We start from the raw sequence: 16,654 nt of genomic DNA on the forward strand, positions 1-16,654 counted from the left end.
CCGACTCGCGACAACGAGAGTCGGGGCGACATCCAAGCAGGATTTCGCGGGGTGTGATTTCGCGTGCCAATTCCCCGGGAGCGGATTCGAAGATGCTACTCCGCAGCCGCGCGATCGACCGGATCCCGGTCGTCGACAGGCCGACCGGACGCCAGGAGGAAGGCGTCCACGTCAAGGACAGGCGTAATCTCGACCTCGATCTCCTCCGAGTCGGACGGCGAGTCACGGTTGGTCGAGGTCGGCTCGTCGGAAGCATCCTCGTCGAGCGAGAACTCGCCGACGATCACGCCCGACTCGTCCGGCTCGGGAGTCGATTGTGCCCGCCCGAGTCCTGGCTCTCGCACTGGATCGTCGGATTCGTCGGGTGACTCGTCGGCGACCATGGAGTCGACGAGGTTGCCTCGCGTGCGCTTCTCGACGCGAATCGCCCCACTGATGAGCGGATGCGCGAGTGCCGTTCCATCCCGTTCGTCCTCGCCGTATGCGGACTGGTCGAAGACTCCGTCCTCCGGGACGGCCTCCACGCCGATCACTTCGTCGACGTGAACTGCCGACGGTTGGTCACGATCGTCGAATACGAGCAACGTCTGTGCGTCCGATCGCCCGCCACTGTCCGGGAAGTGGACGTGCGGATCGACCAGCGTCGTAATCTGCCCCCGAATGTCGGTTACGCCCTCGACGGCAGGCGACGATCGCGGCACCCGTGTGACGTCGACCGCGCGATTGATGACGGACCCGACAGCCGTTACCGGAATCGCCAGCCGATGGTCGCCGATCTGAACGATCGTAAATCGTTCGTAGACCTCTTCGTCCGGTGACTCACCCGTTTCCCCCTCGCTGTCCCCCTCGGCGTCTCGCACTCCGTCGGGGAGATCCGAAGACATGTTCGTCTCGACGTATCCCCGTGGACGGTTAAAACTGTGCCCCAACGCGACCGGTCAGCGGTCGCGACCGTTCGGCGATCAGTTAGCGATTGCGGCCGTTCGGCGACCAGTCAACGGTCACGTTCAGTGAATTCATTCCGCTGGCTTTCGGCAGATCCATTCGGAAGGATTCGGCGGAGTCACTCCACTGAAACTCGACAGATTCACTCCGATGGATCGTCTTCGATACCCATCTCGGCCCGCTGGCGTCGTAACTGCGCCAGGCGCCGGTACGTAACGGCGGCAGCGATGCCACCACCGACGACGGCCAGTACGATGGCCCCGTAGAAGATCCAGATATCACGTTCGTGATAGTACTGCAGTGAGAGGGGCTCGTCGACCGATTCCCACTGGAGCGTCTCCGTGTCCCCGTGGATCGACCGGTCGAACCCACCGGGAGACACTGAACCGAGAATCAGCGACGAAGAGCGGTGATCCGCCGGCAAGGTGACGTTGTACGATCCCGACCGGAACGCAGGAAGGGAGAACGATTTCTTCCCGGCGGCTCCCGAGAACGCGACCGTCCCGTTCGATGCTGGGAGACTGATCGTGGTCTGCGACTGACCCCGGTCGACGGCAAGGTCCGATCCGCTGACGACCGTGCCGTTCGCGTACCAGAATCTGACACTCTCGATGTCGAGCGGGCTATCGCTGAACAAGCCACTTCTGTACACGTCGATTTCGTCGGTATCTTCGAGATCGTAGACCGCCGCGAACGACCCATCGTCGAGCAGGCCGCCAGCCTCGAGATCGATCGCGACGGTGGCGTTTCGCTCTCTGAGGTCCGAATAGTCGTACTCGCTATCGAGTTGCTCGTCGGGAATCTGGTTCGAGGTGCAGCCGGCGACGAGGAGGAGTGCGGTGACTGCGAGTGCAGCGAGAACGAGCCGCCGATTCGGTACCGAAACCATATCAGGGAACGACACACAGCAATTCCGCCGGCAGGTACGAGCCGACGCTCGCGAGGAGCCCTGGCGGATCCGTGTCTTCCGTCGCGACGACACTCTGTTCGAGCAGTCCGAGCCGTTCGACGGTGACGTAGTCCTGGGCGTGCCCGGCCCGGTTGAGCGTCGCCCGAACCTCACCTCTCGTCGCGCTATTAACGTTCAACCGACCGTCGCCACGCGTCCACTCGTAGAGGCGGTCACGTTCGGCGTCCGAGAGGCGACTCGGGTCGTCGCCGCCGTAGACGAACTCCATCGGGAGGTGCTGGACCAGTCCGAAGCGCTCGCGGATCTGTCCGGGCGTACCCGGACCGAGACCGATCTCGTCGGCCGCGATCCGAACCGGTTCGCCAGCGTCGATGACGAAACCGTCCTCGTCCCAGGCGTCGAGCGTTCCAACGGCTGTCGCCCCGGGTTCGAGCTCCGTGATTTCGCCCCACTCGTCTCTGAGGAGGTTTCGTGCCACGACGGCGTCGTCACCGTCGACGGTGACACTCGGGAAGTCGTCGTGTCTAACACCGATCTCGTAGGTGACGTCTAACTCGCCAAGCGCGTTCTCGACGAGTGACTCCAGTGAGCGGAGCGTACGCTCGCGGGCGTCGCCCTGCACGTACACCTTGGATGCGAGAACGACCATCAGGCCTCGGCGCCGACGTTGAGTTCGTCTTCGAGCGCGGCGATACGCTCGTCCATCGACGAGACGAGGCGATCGTTGTCCATCGCGTCCATCGGCGTCCCACACTCCGGACACTCGAACCCGAAGTCCATCGCCTCACCGAACTCGAATCGGATCGAGCAAATTTCACAGAGGTAAAATTCGTGGGTACGTTCGTACTCGCGGCGGTCGCTGAGTGCCTCGTAGAGGCGGTGAAGCTCCGATTCAAGGTTCTCCGGGATGTTGTCGTACTCGAAGGTCCAGAGGTAGGTGAGCCAGCCGGAGTCCTCGTCGCGCAGCCGTCGATAGCTCGCGAGATCGTTCTCGTACAGGATGAACAGCGATCGACGGACGTCGTTCAACTCGAGATCGAGTTCCTCGGCGAGTTCCTCGTCGGTCACCTCGCCTTCGGGCGGAGCGGCCGCGACGGGCATCCCCTTCGGCCCGACCAGTTCGTGGAGGTACTTCTGTATGACCGGGTCCTCGAGGAGATCCTCAAAAGCCATTGGGTGACGATAACCCGATCAGCCAATTAAGTCTTTTGAGAGCGCGCGGTGCAGATCGATCGGGATGCTCTGACACGCCGGCCCCTCTCACCGGCCGAATCGCACCGAAAACCACATAAATTGCTTGCAGTCGACCGGTCGGAACATTTCGAGGAGATTCGAATACCGCCGCCCATGGATGCACCCCATCCACTCGATCGACGACAGTATCTGACCGTCGCCGGAGCCGCCCTCGGCACCGTCGCACTCGCGGGCTGTGGTGACGACGGTGGCGGCCCCGAGGACGACAACGGTGACACCGGCGACGACACCGGCACTGACGACACTGGTGGCATCGGCGACGACAACGAATCAGACGACGGGATGGACGACAACGAATCAGACGACGGCGTCGATGGCAACGAGTCGGACGATGGGATGGGCGGCAACGAGTCGGACGATGGCACGAACGGAAACGAGTCCGACGACGGCGCGTGAGACACGACCCACTGTGTGACACGACCAGTGTCGATCGTCACGTGCGCACCACTGTCGACGATCGTCATGTGCCCACCACTGCGACAACCGATACGCCGCGTGATCGCGACCGTGACGTGACGCGTGCTCGCGACCTCGGCCTGACGCGTAATCGACCGTCACGACCGAAATCGAATCGAGTCGGAAGCCCCCTGCCGCTCCGTCGTCGATGAGTGCGTCGCCCTGCCCCCGCGACTCACATTCTTCTGTGCCTCCAGCCTCGCCGTCAGCGAACGACACCACAGAGGATGTACTGATTCCAACGGGCCCGACACCGCAATAGATCGAATCGGACCTGTCGTCCCGACTACTCCTCGCTCACGGGCAAGACCAGTTTGCCCGTCTCCTTCGGGACGACTCTCCGCGAGGCATCCACCCACTCGCGGTCGAGTTCGTCGCCGTCGAACAACCGATCGAGGAAGACGGCGAGCCCCGCGATCTCGGAGTGGGGCTGGTTCGTCACCGCGACGTTCCAGTCGGCCTGTTCGTACATCTCGAAGGGGACCTTCTCCGCGCCGACGACGACCAGGAGCGGGTCGTCTCCCTCCGTCACGGTCGATCGAATCTCCGACTCGACGGTCTGGACGGGTTCGCCGTACATCGTCAGGTGGGCGATCGGACCCTCCCAGTTTCGCACGACGGCCGCCGGTTTCTCCACCAGTTCTGCAAAGAAGGGGCCGCCGAACCGGTCGGTGATGTCCTCGGCGGTCTCGACGGCGTCGGTCGCGTTGTCGGGAAAGATGACGCGATCGGCACCGAGCGCCCGTGCGGTCAATCCGACGTGGGTCGTCATCCGGTCATCGCGGCCCGGCCGGTGACCCAGCCGGCAGACCACGACCTCGGGAAACTGCTCCATATCGGAGTCTCGTCCGGCGATCATATGTGCGTTCGGTTTCGATTGTGCCGGGGTGATTCACAATCAACGAGCCGTCTGGCGGAATCGAGAGAGAGAGAGAGAGAGAGAGAGAGAGAGAGAGAGATTACTCGACGGACCGGCCATCGAGCCACTCGGCGAGCAACGATCGAACCGCAGCCTCGCGGTGAAGGTATTGCTCCCGGCAGAAGTCGTCCAGCTCTCCGGCCAGATCGTCCGGTAGCGAGAGCGTACACTCGACGGCCTCACCGTCCGATCGCACACACTCGGCCTCGGCGACGCTCGATCCGACGGCGACGCCATCGACGTCGTCGACACCGCGATCGCCCGCAGGGAGTCGTCCATCCATGAGAGTCACCGTCCGTGCCGTGTCAGGCAGTGGGGGAGCCCGATCAGTTCCACCGGCTCGGAGTTGTCCGGCGAGTAGACGACCAGTTGACCCTTCTCCATGTACGGGACCTTCGATTCGAGCGAGCGCGGGATGTTGACGCTCTTGATGGCGTCCTCGTCGCCGAGGTTGAGGACGACCGTCGTGTTGATCTGTTTGAAGACGGCGTCGTCGATGTCCTGGGGATCCTGCGTGACGAGGAACAGGCCGAGGCGCTCCTTGCGACCCTGCTTCGCGGCTTCGGTGAATTTCCCGATGACCTTGCGCGCCTGGACGGAATCGGCGTCCGTGAGGAAGTTGTGTGCCTCGTCCATTCCCAGCAGGAGGGGCGTCTCTTCGATCCGGTCGAACGTCGGATCGTTCGAGAGTTTCTCGTCGATGAGGAGACTCGACAGGGCGAGGACGACTGCCTCCGTCGCCCGCGAATCCGAGAGGTGGTACGTCGGGACGACCGAGAGACGGCCGGGTTTGACGAACTCGTGGACGAGGTCGGTGATCGGCTGGGCCGACTGATCGAACAGGTGGCCGAAGCCCAGCACCCGGCGGCGGACGGCGTCGAACGTCGCCTCGTGGACGAGGCCGCTCTCGTCGAGTTCCTCGCGGAGCGCCGGGTCGTCGAGAAAGGTCGTGAACTCGTCGTAGGTCGCGTCCCCGCCGTAGTTTCGCTCGAAGCGTGGCAGGAGGACGGAGACGAGCGCACCGTACTGGTTGTCGTTGAGACCGCTCCCGGCGACGAGCCACGGGTTGTCCTTCACCATCGAGAAGGGGATTGTGAACTCGATCTGCTCGGCGCGGTGGTGGTCCGCCGCGTAGGTCGACGAGCCCACCTTCGGGACGAACGCCACCGTATCGTCGTGCCCGCCGTGGGCGATTCCCTCGCGATCCAATCGGCGAGCGAACGCGTCGTCGTAGTCCCCGTCGTCGTGCATCTGGGCGTACTCGTCCTGCGGGTCGAACTGGACGACGGCGGGGCGGACCTCGCGACCGTCACCCATCGGGTAGCGTCGCTCCTCGTCCAAAAATTGCCGGAGGACGTTCTTCGCGGCGTGGGTCTTCCCCGACCCCGTCCCCCCGGCGACGAGGGTGTGCCGGAAGACGAGCGGATCGCCGGAGTCGTAGTCGTCGTTCAGTCGGTAGTCGATCGTCGGTGGCTCCGCGGCGGTGCGGACTTTCTCCCCGCCGACGGCGAGGTGGCCGAGGAAGATCCCACCCTCGGGCATCTTCAAACCGGTCTTGATCTGCGTCGGGTCGCTCGCCCGTTCGAGCGTCGTCTGGGGCTTCGGCACGCGGTCGGTCATCCGTCGCTTGAGTTCGCCATCGTCGCCGGACTGCGTCCGGCTGCCAGATGAGCTTTGCTCATCGCTGTCCTCGTACAGCACCGCGACAGGTTCGAGACTCGCGACGAACTTGTAGTCGGCCTCCTCGAAGTCGTCGGTGCCCATCGCCCGGCGCGCGTGGATCTCCGTCGCGTCGTCGGCGTGAAACTGCTGGGCGTACTCGAGGCCTGTGATCCGACAGAACAGCAACTCGTCGTCGGGATACGGTGCGATCAGGTAGCTCCCGATGCGGACCAGCGAGCGGTTCTCTCGCGTGACGTACGCCTGCAACGTCGTGTCTTCGCCGTCCTCGGTCACACGGAGGCCACGCGAGACCGAGAGCGCACCGATCCCCGCTTCCTCTGCAGTGGATTCCACCGTCGTCCGTTCGAACGCGTCGTCCCGGTCCGTCGACTCGGACGCCTCGGCGCCTCCCCCGGTCGCTGTCGTCGCGTCTCCGTCCGATTCGGCCTGGGGTGCCCCCGCATCCGACGACTCGTCGGACTCGGCGTAACTCTCGAAATCCCCAAGGTCAGTCATACGGTCACAGTGAAACCGCTGCCTAAAACACGTTTCCCCTCCGCGGCAGACGCTCGTCAGACGCGGGGCTGTCACGACCTGCTGATGAGAAAATACGAACGGCCCACCGCCCCGATGACACTATTCCTGCCCCCGCTCGCGCAATTCTCCTCACTCGTCGCCAACGGGGGACAGGGCGGTGCTCGTCACTGTCCCAGTCTCCTCGTCGTACGTCAAGAGGCCGGCGTCATCGAGCGCCGGGAGGTGGGAGTGGACGAGCGAGATTCGAACCCGATCCATCGTCTGCGCGGGAGGTGAGGAACTCCCTCCACCCGTCTCGAACGACGCAACCTGTCTGGCGAGCGTGTCGATAGAGAGTGGCGTATCATACTCCTCGACAAGTTCGAGAACCTGCCTGCGCCGCGGGTCCGACAGCGTCCGGATGTGGCGTGTCGACGCCGTCGGATGCGCCTCGCCGACTGTCTCGCGAAGCTCCTCGGACGAAACGTCGGGGTGGAGCGCCACCCAGTCGGCCTCGTGCTCCCACTCGACGAGCGAGCGAGCGGCCAAGGCGGGCAGGTGGGCATGCTGCAGCGACGTCTGGACGCGCCGTTGCTCCCGCCGAGACACCGCCGACACGTCCGTCTCGCGTTCGAGCGCCCTGACGTGGCTGGCGAGATCCTCGACGCGCATCGACTCGTCGCGTCGGGCGAGTGCTGTGAGGGTAGCGATCCGCCGCGGACTCGATAGCGCCTGGATGTGATCGACCGAGCCGGACACGTCGAGCCCGTGTTCGGATCGGTTATTTGGGGGCGGAAAATCCATACAGAGTGCTCGAACGCGGGACGGAAAAGTCTCACCCCGTCGATAGATGGCCGGCGATGCGACCGAATTGCGTGGGTCGCCGGCCTCCAGTCCCCCGTAGCCACGCCAGAACTCCTCGATCGACATGCAGGTCGGTTACTGCCGACGCTCTCCCGCTTCGTCGACTGGTTCGACGGAAAGTTCGACGCTGTCGGCGTCCACGCCGATGCGACGGAACTGCGTCCGGACGTGTTCGGTCGCGGCGTCGATCGCGCACTCTTTTGTGTCGAAGCCACGCGGGAGCGGCGTCTCGAACGCGACGTTGACGACACGGTCCTCGAGTTCGAGTCGCGAGCCGCCGCTCGAAACCTCGTAGAACTCGTCACAGATCCAGACGTAAGCCGCGTCGCCGTCCGGCGCGCCGCGAAACCGCGGCGCCTCCTCGCCGCGCTCGTAGATCGTGCCGGTGAGTTCCGTCCCGCCCGCCTGACCCCGCACCGTAAGCATGGTTGTCGTACGCCGCCAGTTGGCAAAAGGGATCCGGCGATCTGTCTCGGCCAGTGCGAATTCCGTTCCGTTCCAAGAACCCGACGCTCCCTTACCTGAGCCCAGCCGAGTCGAACGGTCGGCCGTCGTCTCCCCAGCGACGATCGTCGTAATCGCGCTCCGCCGTCGTCGCGAACCGCTCCTCGAACGTCTCGCGGAGGGAGGCTTTCTCCGGCGCGCTGATACGCGCCAGCTCGTCGGCCTTCTCCACGACCGGTGGCGGCCCCCGCGAGGTCGCGACCTCGGCGAGGAGGTGACGGGTGAGCGCCTCGCGCACCTCGGCATTACGGGTGAACGCGTACGGCGCTTCGATCCGGTAGCAGAGGTCGGTTCGCGGGTCGTAGACGACGAAGAACGTAACTTCGTAGCACGCCGGATCCAGCGTTCGCTCGACGCCGAGTGCGTCCCCGTCGATCGACATCGGGCCGTCGACGCCGCCTCGCGAGCGAAACCAGCCGGTGTACGTAAGGGCGTCCGTCTCGCGGTCGAACTGTCGGCCGTCCGGGCCAGTGCCCGACTCGCCGCGTTCGAGGACGCGGGTAAAGAAGGCGGTGTCGTCGGTCCACGGCGTCTCCATCCCGTGTTCGGCGACCGTTCGCGAGAGGACACGTGTGGCAGGGTTCTTGACGAAGCCGACGAGGGGGACCGATCGCTCGACGAACGACTCGACGAGCCGGACGTATTTTTCGAGGACCGATCGGGGCTGACGTTCGGTCACCAGCAGTTCGGCCAGATCCGAGTGTTGATCCGCCCACCGGAGCAGCCCACGGGGGTACAGCGGTCCGTCGAGAACGAGCAGATCGTCGACGGCGTCCGCGTGGGATAGGGCGTGCTCACCTTCGGCCATGTACAGCGCCAGCGCGTGGACGACGCCCTCCGCGAAGCGCGGGAGTGACGGAACCTTCACGGCACGGCTTCGGCTGTAGCCCGCGTCGAACGTGTCCCAGCGGTCGTTGACGCTCGCCGTCGCGTCGTTCGAGTGGACGGTTGCGACGACCGTCCGCGACCGGTGGAGATCGAGCGTCGACGGCGAGGAGGCCATCGCGGCCTGCGCGATATCGATGACCAGCCCGTTCCGGAACGACGTGGGGTTGATCGTCCCGGCATCGAGGCCGTGCTGGGTCGGAAAGGGCCGCTCCGAGAGAGCGATCCGCTCGATATCGACGAGGTGCCGACTCACGTCCTCGATCGGCTCCAGCACCACTCGGTCGCCATCGGTCAGTGGGTCGAGAAACTCCGCCCAGACCGTCTCGGCGAGCTCCCGGTGGTCCTGTTCTGAGGCACCCTGATCGATCCGTCGTGCGAGGCGGGCGATGCCGTCGAAGTGCACCGGATCGAGCGTCATGTGTCGGGGGACCGATGCCAGCGGCAAAAAGGTCGCGGTCGGTCCTGCAGGACGAGGTGGCCTCGCTCGGACGGGCGACTGGCAACGGTGTCGGTGCCAGCAACACACCAGTCGACACGACCGGGGAGCGACAGCTAATTGGTCGCGTGTCGAGTCGCCTGTACCATGGACGCGGCGCTGATCGTACTCGACGGCTGGGGACTCGGTCACGACGACCCGCTGTGGGATCGCCTGGCCGAGGGAGGGTCCAGTTCGACAGATCGTAACGACGAGGATGGAGGGGCAGCCACTCGGCCAGCGAACGGCGGCCGAAACGCCGTCGCCACGGCGGAGACGTCGACGTTCGATCGGCTGGTCGACCGGGGCGCGGTCTCGACGCTCGACGCCGTCGGCCGGACCGTCGGCCTCCCGGCCGGCCAGATGGGCAACAGCGAGGTCGGTCACCTGACGATCGGCGCCGGCCGCGTCGTCGACCAGGAGTACACGCGAATTACGGACGACATCGCCGACGGCCACCTCGGAGAGAACGAAGCCATCGACGACGCGTTCGAGTACGCGCGGGCGAACGACGGGCGGGTCCACTTTCTGGGACTCGTCAGCGACGGCGGCGTTCACTCGGACCAGGCCCACCTCCACGCCCTGCTCGAACTCGCCGTCGACCGCGACGTCGAGGCGGTGACCCACGCGATCACGGACGGCCGAGACACGGCCCCGACCGGCGGTCGCGAGTACCTCCAGGCGCTCGAATCCGCCGTCGACGCCGCAGGGACCGGGGACGTCGCGACGGTCTCCGGGCGCTACTACGCGATGGATCGCGACCAGAACTGGGAACGAACGAAACGCGCCTACGACGCGATCGTCGAGAGAGAGGCGGCGTACGAGGCACCGTCGGCCCTCGCAGCTGTCGAACAGTCGTACGAGCGCGGCGACACCGACGAGTTCGTCGAACCGACGATCGTCGCCGACCGGCCGGCCATCGACGACGGCGATGCGGTCGTCTGGTTCAACTTCCGCGCCGACCGCGCCCGACAGTTGACGCGATTGCTGGCCGATATCCGTCCGGACGACTGGGCGGACGCGTTCGAAATCAGCCCGCCGGAGACGCAGGTGGTGATGCTGACCGAGTACGACCGGACGTTCGACCTCCCCGTCGCGTATCCGCCCCACCAGCCCGCAAACGTTCTGGGCGAGGTGCTCGCAGCGGCCGGGGCGACGCAGTTGCGCATCGCCGAATCGGAGAAGTACGCCCACGTGACGTACTTCCTGAACGGCGGCCGCGAGGTTGAGTTCGACGGCGAACGACGCGAGATCGTCGAGAGTCCCGACGTCCCGACCTACGACGAACGACCTGAGATGAGCGCAGCCGGCGTCACGGACACCGCGATCGAGCGCCTCAGGGCGGACGATCCTGACGTCCTCGTGCTCAACTACGCCAATCCAGACATGGTCGGGCACACGGGGGACTTCGATGCGGCCGTCGAAGCCGTCGAAGCCGTCGACACCCAGCTCGGACGGCTCCTCGAATCGATCGCGGACGCGGGGGCCCACGCCCTCGTCACCGCCGATCACGGCAACGCCGACGACATGGGGACGGCGTCTGATCCTCACACCGCCCACACGACGAATCCTGTCCCGGTCGTGTACGTCTCCCCCGACGGAACTGCCGACGATCGGACCCTCCACGACGGCGGCACGCTCGCCGATCTCGCCCCGACGGTGCTGACGCTCACTGGAATCGATCGACCGGCAGCGATGACCGGCCGCCCGTTGTTGGACGGCTGATTCGAACCGCCGTACCCAACCTCCCACCTGGTCGTGGATTCACCATCGAACGGACTCGGGTCCACTCGTGAGTACTCAATAGCCCTCATATAAACGATAAACAGCCCTACGGCTGTCCACCGACACACGGCCCATGGCCACGTCCACCCACAACTCGGATCCGGAGGGAACCGTCGTCGAATCGTACGGCTTCGGCGTCTCGATCGTCGAGTGCCAGGCAGACGAGCCGTCGCCTCGATACCGGTTCGTCGCACCCCAGCACACCGATATCACGTTCGACAGACCCGCGGACGCACGCCTGTACGCCGACGTCTACTTCGACGTGAACGGGTTCGTCGAGGCCGACACGGGCGCACGCGGGGTTCCGCCGGAGATCGTGCAGGCCGGCAAAGATACGCTCGCAGCCTACCTCGTCACGATGGAGTGGGCGGACGAGAACTGGGTCGCGTCCTTCTACGGAACGACACCGACGGTCATCGACCGATACTGCTCGTGGGTGCGCCATCGTGCCGACGAAATCCGTGAGGAAGCTCCCGACGCCGGAGCCGACTGACGACTGCAAACGGACAGCCCCGGTGAGACGGACAGAACTCGACCGAACTGCTGATTCGGCCCTCGTTTTGCAACCCGTCTCGACGACGTGACCCACAGCGTAGCCCCATTCCGACAGTGACTGATCACTGCCAAGCACTCCGGACCGATACATAGTCTCCGGATGGGACTGTTTCACGTCGGGGTCGAAGCGACGGGATCATACCACCCGATACCCATATTATAAAACTCCTTTATTTTACTAATTAACACTCCATCTGCATGGTGAAATTCACCAGACGCAACCTGCTTGCATCGTCGACTGCGGCGGCACTAGGGGCGGGCGTCGTCGGCTCCGTCCAGGCCAGCGAGAAACCGGACGAACACGCGACGCCCGAGGCGCCGTACGTGAACGGCCGACTCACCCGATTCCTGACCACGGCCCGTGGCGCGGAGGTGACCGGCCCGTTCGTCTTCGACACCGGCGAACTGCTCTACAGCGTCCAGCACCCGAGCCGTGACAACCCGGCACCGTACGATCAGGCAGGTGTCGGCGTCTTCGAGGGCTTCCGGTTCGACTTCGATGGGGCGACGCCCGAATTCACGGAACTCGAACCGCCGCGATCGGACGCCGAGCGGGGACGTGTTCGATCCGCAGCCGGTGACTTCTCCTACCTCGTCCGGGAAGGAGAGGAGATCAACGGTGGCACCGAGCGATGGGGTCGCCCGCAGACGCCTGATGGAACGGACCTCTCGGACCTCGTCGGCGAGCGCTTCGAGGAGGTGGGCTACAATCCGGACATGAACTTCTTTGTACCGACCGACGACGATGGGATGGAGGGGTACCTCTTTACGAACAACGAGACCACGCCGGGAGCGATCTCGCGAACGCCGCTCAGCCGGGACGACGGCGGCGACTGGGAGGCCGACCTGGAGAACGCGATGGAACTCGAGAACACCGACGCCTTCCGCGACATCGGTGGGACGAAGATCAACTGCTACGGAGATCTTACTCCTTGGGAGACGCCACTCTCGGCGGAGGAAGACTACGGACACCCACGCGTCAACGGACTCGCGACGGTCAGCGACATCGTGGATGCCGGCAGCGGCGTCGGCCTCCGCGGCGGGAGCGAGTTCTACAACCGCCCGAACCTGACCGACGTCGAATCGTCACTTGAGGACGTCTTCGGCGAAGACGCCTGGTCCCCGATGGGGCTGTGGGCCAACAGTGGCGTCGAACGGCTGGCGTACTACCTCGGCGCGGAGCCGATCGACCGCACGGACGACGAGAACAGCGCGACGCCGATCGACGACAACTTCCCAAACCGCTACCGATACGGGAAGATCGTCGAGGTTACGAAGCCGACGGCCGACGAGCCAGTCCCCGTCAAACACCACGTCTTCGGCCGCGCCGCCTGGGAGTGTCCAGAGGTGCTGCCCGACGAGCGAACGGTCTACCTCGCCTCCGACGGCGGCGCGAAGGGTATCTACAAGTTCGTCGCCGAGGAGCCCATCCCGAGTTACGACAGCCGGATGGACGTTCGCGGAACGCTGTACGCGGTGAAAGCGACCGAGGTCGGCGAGGGGACCGTCGGCGAGACCGACCTCGACGTCGAGTGGCTCGAACTCGGCACGGCGAGCAACGCCGAGGTCGAGTCCTGGATCGCCGACTACGACGACGTCACCCAGATAGACTACCTCGAGACCCACGCCGAAACCGACTGGGAGGAAGACCTCGAAGCGGCCCTCGCCGAGGCCGACGAGACCGTCGCGATCGAGGGCAACCAGGACTACATCACCGACGAGGAGATCGTCGAGTGGGCTAGCCAGTACGAAGCACGCGGGCCCGACGACGTCGACGAGGAACTCCGTCGCGTGCCGTTCCTCGAAACCCGCGCGGCAGCCAAAGAGATCGGGGCCAGCGTCGAGTTCAACAAAGCCGAAGGCATCGACTCCGTCGCCGACGCCGAACCCGGCGACTTCGTCTACTTCGGCATCTCCTCGCTCAGCGGATACATGACCGACGACCGGGGCGAACTCCGATTCGACGAGGTTGACTCCGGGGTCGTCTATCGGGGCCGCCTCGACGAAAATTACGACGTCTCCCGACTGGAACCGGTCATCGTCGGGCCGAACGCGAGCGATCCTAGTTCCCTGCAGGACGTCTCGCTCATCAACGTCGACAACGTCTACGTGATGGACGATGGGCGCGTGCTGTGCTGTGAGGACAAGGGAAGCTTCGGCCGCTCGTACCCCAACGACGCGATGTGGGTCTACGAACCGCCGGCCGAACTCGACGTCGAGTCGCTGGCCCTGTCACACGGGTCGACGGGGACGCTCGACCTGCGCGTCTCCAACCTTCGCGACGGACTCGCAGGTGGTCGACTCACGGTCTCGGTCTCGCACACCGACGTCGCATCGATCACCGATGCGACCTACACAGACGACGTCTCGCTCACCAGCGACCCGAAAATCGCCGCCGACGGAAGCGCCGTCGAGTTCCGGTTCGCCGACGTCGAAAACGAGATCGAACCGGGGACGAGCGAGGTGACCCTCGCCTCGATCGAGCTCGAGGCGACCGGCACTGGAACGACCGACGTGTCGGTCGACGTCCACGCGTTCGACGACGACGCGGGCCAGCCGGTCGAGCCGGCGCCCTACCCCGGCGTGGTCGTCACCGGACCGCCCGCGATCGGCGACGGCTCCGGCAGCGGCCGGGCGCCGACCGATCCCGACGACGATGGTCGCTTCGAGGACGTCAACGGGAACGGCCGCCTTGACTACGACGACGTGGTCACCCTGTTCGAACGACTCGACTCGGAGGCCGTGCAGCTCAACGCGGACGCGTTCGACTTCAACGACAACGGCCGGATCGATTACGACGACGTCGACGCACTCGCTGACGAACTGTGAGCCCAGCGAGCCGACCGAACGACGGGACCGGGTGGCTCACGGAGTGCGAGCCAGCGACGTGGTCGGACGAGCGTGGAGTACTGCCCCGGTTCGTCTCGATCGCTGCACTCGTCTGTCTCACGATGAGCGCAGTGGCCATTGGGGCCCCGGTCGACGCGGCAACGGTCGTCGACGAGCGCACGGACACTGCTGCCGTGGCGCACCTCGATCGGTCCGACACCGATCTGACGGCCGCGACCGCCACGCCCCAGGGAGACGAGAGCGCGACAGCACAGATGGACGGACGCATCGAACTGGGTGACGCTCCCGTCGACCCCGGGGAGAACGCGTCGATTCCCCTCGTGTTGGGCGAGGCGCCGGCCGGGCTCGCCGGGTTCGAGGTGACGGTCTCCGTCGCGGACGAACACGTGGCGTCGATCGAGAGCGCGGCGTATCCGGACACGCTGGCCATGACGGAACGCCCGATGGTGAGCACTGACGGACGATCGATCACGCTCGAAGCCGTCGATCTCGAAAACGAAATTACGGCCGGTGCGGCGGACGTCACGCTGGCGACGATCGAGGTCTCGGGGAACGAAGTCGGCACTACAGCCGTTCGCGTGACGGATGCACGGCTCGACGCGGACGGTGGCACACCGATCGCAGTCGAACCCACAGCGGGGACGATCACCGTTGGGGACGGCACCGGCGAAAGCAGCTCGCCCGGCGGTGGCGACGCGGACGGGATCGGCTCAACCGTCAATGAGAAACTCCCCGGTTTCGGCGGCGTAGCCGCACTCGTGGCCCTCGGGTGGGTCGGGTGGCGACGACGGGTTCGGCCCACCTGAGCGGCACCGCGTCCGTTCGACCAGATCGACGCCGCGTCCGTCCGACCCGAGTGACGCCGCGTTTGGTCTATCTAAGCGACACCGCGTTCGATCTCCCGGATTGACATCGATACAGGGACAGCACAACCGCGCCGGCTGGCACCGACCATTTTATCCAGCGACGTTTCGAACGCTTCACGAAATGTTCACGGTACTCGGACTGCTCGCCCTCGCCGTCGTCGGGACCGGCATCGTGTGGATCGGGAGCAGGTGGCTCGAAGACGCGGCAGCCAAGCTCGCCGGCGCGTACGGCATCCCATCGGTCGTTCACGGGGCGATCATCGCTGCCGTCGGGTCGAGTACGCCCGAGTTGATGAGCGTGTTACTCTCGGCTACCCGTGGCGAGTTCGAACTCGGTGTCGGCGCGATCGTCGGCTCCGCGGTGTTCAACCTCCTCGTTATCCCGGGTATCGCCGTCGTGATCGGCAGCGGGATCGAGACGAACCGAGACCTGGTCTACAAGGAAGCACTCTTCTACATGCTCGCGGTCGCGACGCTGTTGCTCACGTTCTCGCTCGCGGTCATCTACTACCCCATCGACGTCGCCAACGGCCGGATAAGCGGTGAGGTGACGCGAGCACTCGCACTCGTGCCGATCGTCCTGTACGTGCTGTACGTGTTCACCCAGTATCTCGACGCCTCGGAGTCCGGGACCGTCCCCGACGAGGGCATCGACCTCGCCCGGAGCTGGGGGCGCTTTCTCGTCGGACTGGTGCTGATCGTCGTCGGTGTCGAGGGGCTCGTCCGGGCTGCTGTCGGCCTCGGCGACGCCTTCGGGACGCCGTCGTTCCTCTGGGGGATGACCATCGTCGCTGCCGGGTCGAGCCTCCCGGACGCGTTCGTCAGTATCACTGCCTCCCAGTCGGGCCGACCGACGGTCTCGATCGCGAACGTCCTCGGCTCCAACACGTTCGATCTGCTCGTGGCGATTCCGGTCGGGATTCTCGTCGCCGGCTCCCTCTCGATCAGGTTCGATCACGTCGTCCCAATGATGGCCTTCCTCGTCGTCGCGACGGTCATCTTCTTCACGATCTCCCGGACAAAGATGTTCCTCTCGCGGCGCGAAGGGTGGCTCTTGCTCGTCCTCTACGGCGGGTTCGTCGCCTGGCTTATCACGGAAAGCGTCGGACTCACGCGCGTACTGCCGACGTGACCGTCCACCGTCGTCGGGGCAACGGGTTCGCCGTCGGCGATAGCGGCAGAAACCGACGCGATAGCGAGCTACA

Annotated in this window: 16 protein-coding genes; 6 read left to right on the forward strand and 10 right to left on the reverse strand. The window is 65.2% G+C overall.

The genetic code is table 11. The annotated features are described in order from the left end of the window. Positions 1–95 precede the first annotated feature (95 nt). The 4 genes from C479_RS02140 to C479_RS02155 all read right to left on the reverse strand — a co-directional run bounded on the left by C479_RS02140 (position 96) and on the right by C479_RS02155 (position 3,028). Positions 96–884 carry a chemotaxis protein CheW gene (locus C479_RS02140; RefSeq protein WP_007697170.1) on the reverse strand — a complete coding sequence of 263 codons (789 nt, stop codon included), beginning with the start codon at positions 882–884 and terminating at the stop codon, positions 96–98. A gap of 203 nt (positions 885–1,087) precedes the next feature. Next, complete coding sequence (locus C479_RS02145; protein ID WP_007697172.1) at positions 1,088–1,834, reverse strand: DUF5803 family protein; 747 nt, start codon at positions 1,832–1,834, stop codon at positions 1,088–1,090. 1 nt (position 1,835) lies between these two features. Further along, positions 1,836–2,504 (reverse strand): DUF2110 family protein, encoded by a 669-nt coding sequence (locus C479_RS02150; protein ID WP_007697175.1) that lies wholly within the window; start codon positions 2,502–2,504, stop codon positions 1,836–1,838. Then, positions 2,504–3,028 carry a transcription factor TFIIE subunit alpha gene (locus tag C479_RS02155; RefSeq protein ID WP_007697177.1) on the reverse strand — a complete coding sequence of 175 codons (525 nt, stop codon included), beginning with the start codon at positions 3,026–3,028 and terminating at the stop codon, positions 2,504–2,506. The genes C479_RS02150 and C479_RS02155 overlap by 1 nt, the downstream gene beginning before the upstream one ends. 174 nt (positions 3,029–3,202) lie before the next feature. Between C479_RS02155 and C479_RS02160 the strand changes: the two genes are divergently transcribed. Beyond that, positions 3,203–3,505: a hypothetical protein gene (locus tag C479_RS02160; RefSeq protein ID WP_007697181.1), complete on the forward strand. Its 303-nt coding sequence runs from the start codon at positions 3,203–3,205 to the stop codon at positions 3,503–3,505. 346 nt (positions 3,506–3,851) lie between these two features. Here the strand turns inward: C479_RS02160 and C479_RS02165 are convergent, their stop codons facing one another. The 6 genes from C479_RS02165 to C479_RS02190 all read right to left on the reverse strand — a co-directional run bounded on the left by C479_RS02165 (position 3,852) and on the right by C479_RS02190 (position 9,336). After that, entirely contained in the window at positions 3,852–4,400 is a 549-nt protein-coding gene (locus C479_RS02165) for a tRNA (cytidine(56)-2'-O)-methyltransferase (protein WP_007697183.1), read from the reverse strand. A gap of 124 nt (positions 4,401–4,524) precedes the next feature. Continuing rightward, complete coding sequence (locus C479_RS02170) at positions 4,525–4,767, reverse strand: hypothetical protein (RefSeq protein ID WP_007697186.1); 243 nt, start codon at positions 4,765–4,767, stop codon at positions 4,525–4,527. Between the two features lie 5 nt (positions 4,768–4,772). After that, positions 4,773–6,662 carry an ATP-binding protein gene (locus C479_RS02175; RefSeq protein ID WP_007697189.1) on the reverse strand — a complete coding sequence of 630 codons (1,890 nt, stop codon included), beginning with the start codon at positions 6,660–6,662 and terminating at the stop codon, positions 4,773–4,775. Between the two features lie 150 nt (positions 6,663–6,812). Beyond that, positions 6,813–7,466 (reverse strand): DUF7344 domain-containing protein, encoded by a 654-nt coding sequence (locus tag C479_RS02180; RefSeq protein ID WP_152415779.1) that lies wholly within the window; start codon positions 7,464–7,466, stop codon positions 6,813–6,815. A gap of 135 nt (positions 7,467–7,601) precedes the next feature. Next, positions 7,602–7,952, reverse strand: coding sequence for a DUF7113 family protein (locus C479_RS02185; protein WP_007697192.1), 351 nt, complete (start codon positions 7,950–7,952; stop codon positions 7,602–7,604). A 91-nt stretch (positions 7,953–8,043) separates the two neighbouring features. Next, entirely contained in the window at positions 8,044–9,336 is a 1,293-nt protein-coding gene (locus C479_RS02190; protein ID WP_007697195.1) for a DNA double-strand break repair nuclease NurA, read from the reverse strand. Positions 9,337–9,501: 165 nt separating this feature from the next. Here C479_RS02190 and gpmI point away from each other — a divergent pair, with 165 nt between their 5' ends. The 5 genes from gpmI to C479_RS02215 all read left to right on the forward strand — a co-directional run bounded on the left by gpmI (position 9,502) and on the right by C479_RS02215 (position 16,581). Further along, entirely contained in the window at positions 9,502–11,118 is a 1,617-nt protein-coding gene (gpmI, locus tag C479_RS02195) for a 2,3-bisphosphoglycerate-independent phosphoglycerate mutase (RefSeq protein ID WP_007697198.1), read from the forward strand. A 133-nt stretch (positions 11,119–11,251) separates the two neighbouring features. Next, positions 11,252–11,671, forward strand: a complete 420-nt coding sequence (locus C479_RS02200) for a hypothetical protein (RefSeq protein ID WP_007697209.1) — start codon at positions 11,252–11,254, stop codon at positions 11,669–11,671. 260 nt (positions 11,672–11,931) lie between these two features. Then, entirely contained in the window at positions 11,932–14,562 is a 2,631-nt protein-coding gene (locus C479_RS02205) for an alkaline phosphatase PhoX (protein WP_007697212.1), read from the forward strand. Then, positions 14,559–15,389, forward strand: coding sequence for a hypothetical protein (locus C479_RS02210; protein ID WP_007697216.1), 831 nt, complete (start codon positions 14,559–14,561; stop codon positions 15,387–15,389). The genes C479_RS02205 and C479_RS02210 overlap by 4 nt, the downstream gene beginning before the upstream one ends. Before the next feature lie 181 nt (positions 15,390–15,570). After that, a complete protein-coding gene (locus C479_RS02215) occupies positions 15,571–16,581 on the forward strand; it encodes a sodium:calcium antiporter (protein WP_007697219.1) in 1,011 nt (336 codons plus the stop codon). The last annotated feature ends 73 nt before the right edge of the window (positions 16,582–16,654 follow it).

Source organism: Halovivax asiaticus JCM 14624, from assembly GCF_000337515.1.
Taxonomy (GTDB): domain Archaea; phylum Halobacteriota; class Halobacteria; order Halobacteriales; family Natrialbaceae; genus Halovivax; species Halovivax asiaticus.

Bases quoted from the DNA above. Each gene is read 5' to 3' on its own strand.
- C479_RS02140 (WP_007697170.1), bottom strand. From the start codon at position 884: ATGTCTTCGGATCTCCCCGACGGAGTGCGAGACGCCGAGGGGGACAGC.
- C479_RS02145 (WP_007697172.1), bottom strand. From the start codon at position 1,834: ATGGTTTCGGTACCGAATCGGCGGCTCGTTCTCGCTGCACTCGCAGTC.
- C479_RS02150 (WP_007697175.1), bottom strand. From the start codon at position 2,504: ATGGTCGTTCTCGCATCCAAGGTGTACGTGCAGGGCGACGCCCGCGAG.
- C479_RS02155 (WP_007697177.1), bottom strand. From the start codon at position 3,028: ATGGCTTTTGAGGATCTCCTCGAGGACCCGGTCATACAGAAGTACCTC.
- C479_RS02160 (WP_007697181.1), top strand. From the start codon at position 3,203: ATGGATGCACCCCATCCACTCGATCGACGACAGTATCTGACCGTCGCC.
- C479_RS02165 (WP_007697183.1), bottom strand. From the start codon at position 4,400: ATGGAGCAGTTTCCCGAGGTCGTGGTCTGCCGGCTGGGTCACCGGCCG.
- C479_RS02170 (WP_007697186.1), bottom strand. From the start codon at position 4,767: ATGGATGGACGACTCCCTGCGGGCGATCGCGGTGTCGACGACGTCGAT.
- C479_RS02175 (WP_007697189.1), bottom strand. From the start codon at position 6,662: ATGACTGACCTTGGGGATTTCGAGAGTTACGCCGAGTCCGACGAGTCG.
- C479_RS02180 (WP_152415779.1), bottom strand. From the start codon at position 7,466: ATGGATTTTCCGCCCCCAAATAACCGATCCGAACACGGGCTCGACGTG.
- C479_RS02185 (WP_007697192.1), bottom strand. From the start codon at position 7,952: ATGCTTACGGTGCGGGGTCAGGCGGGCGGGACGGAACTCACCGGCACG.
- C479_RS02190 (WP_007697195.1), bottom strand. From the start codon at position 9,336: ATGACGCTCGATCCGGTGCACTTCGACGGCATCGCCCGCCTCGCACGA.
- gpmI (WP_007697198.1), top strand. From the start codon at position 9,502: ATGGACGCGGCGCTGATCGTACTCGACGGCTGGGGACTCGGTCACGAC.
- C479_RS02200 (WP_007697209.1), top strand. From the start codon at position 11,252: ATGGCCACGTCCACCCACAACTCGGATCCGGAGGGAACCGTCGTCGAA.
- C479_RS02205 (WP_007697212.1), top strand. From the start codon at position 11,932: ATGGTGAAATTCACCAGACGCAACCTGCTTGCATCGTCGACTGCGGCG.
- C479_RS02215 (WP_007697219.1), top strand. From the start codon at position 15,571: ATGTTCACGGTACTCGGACTGCTCGCCCTCGCCGTCGTCGGGACCGGC.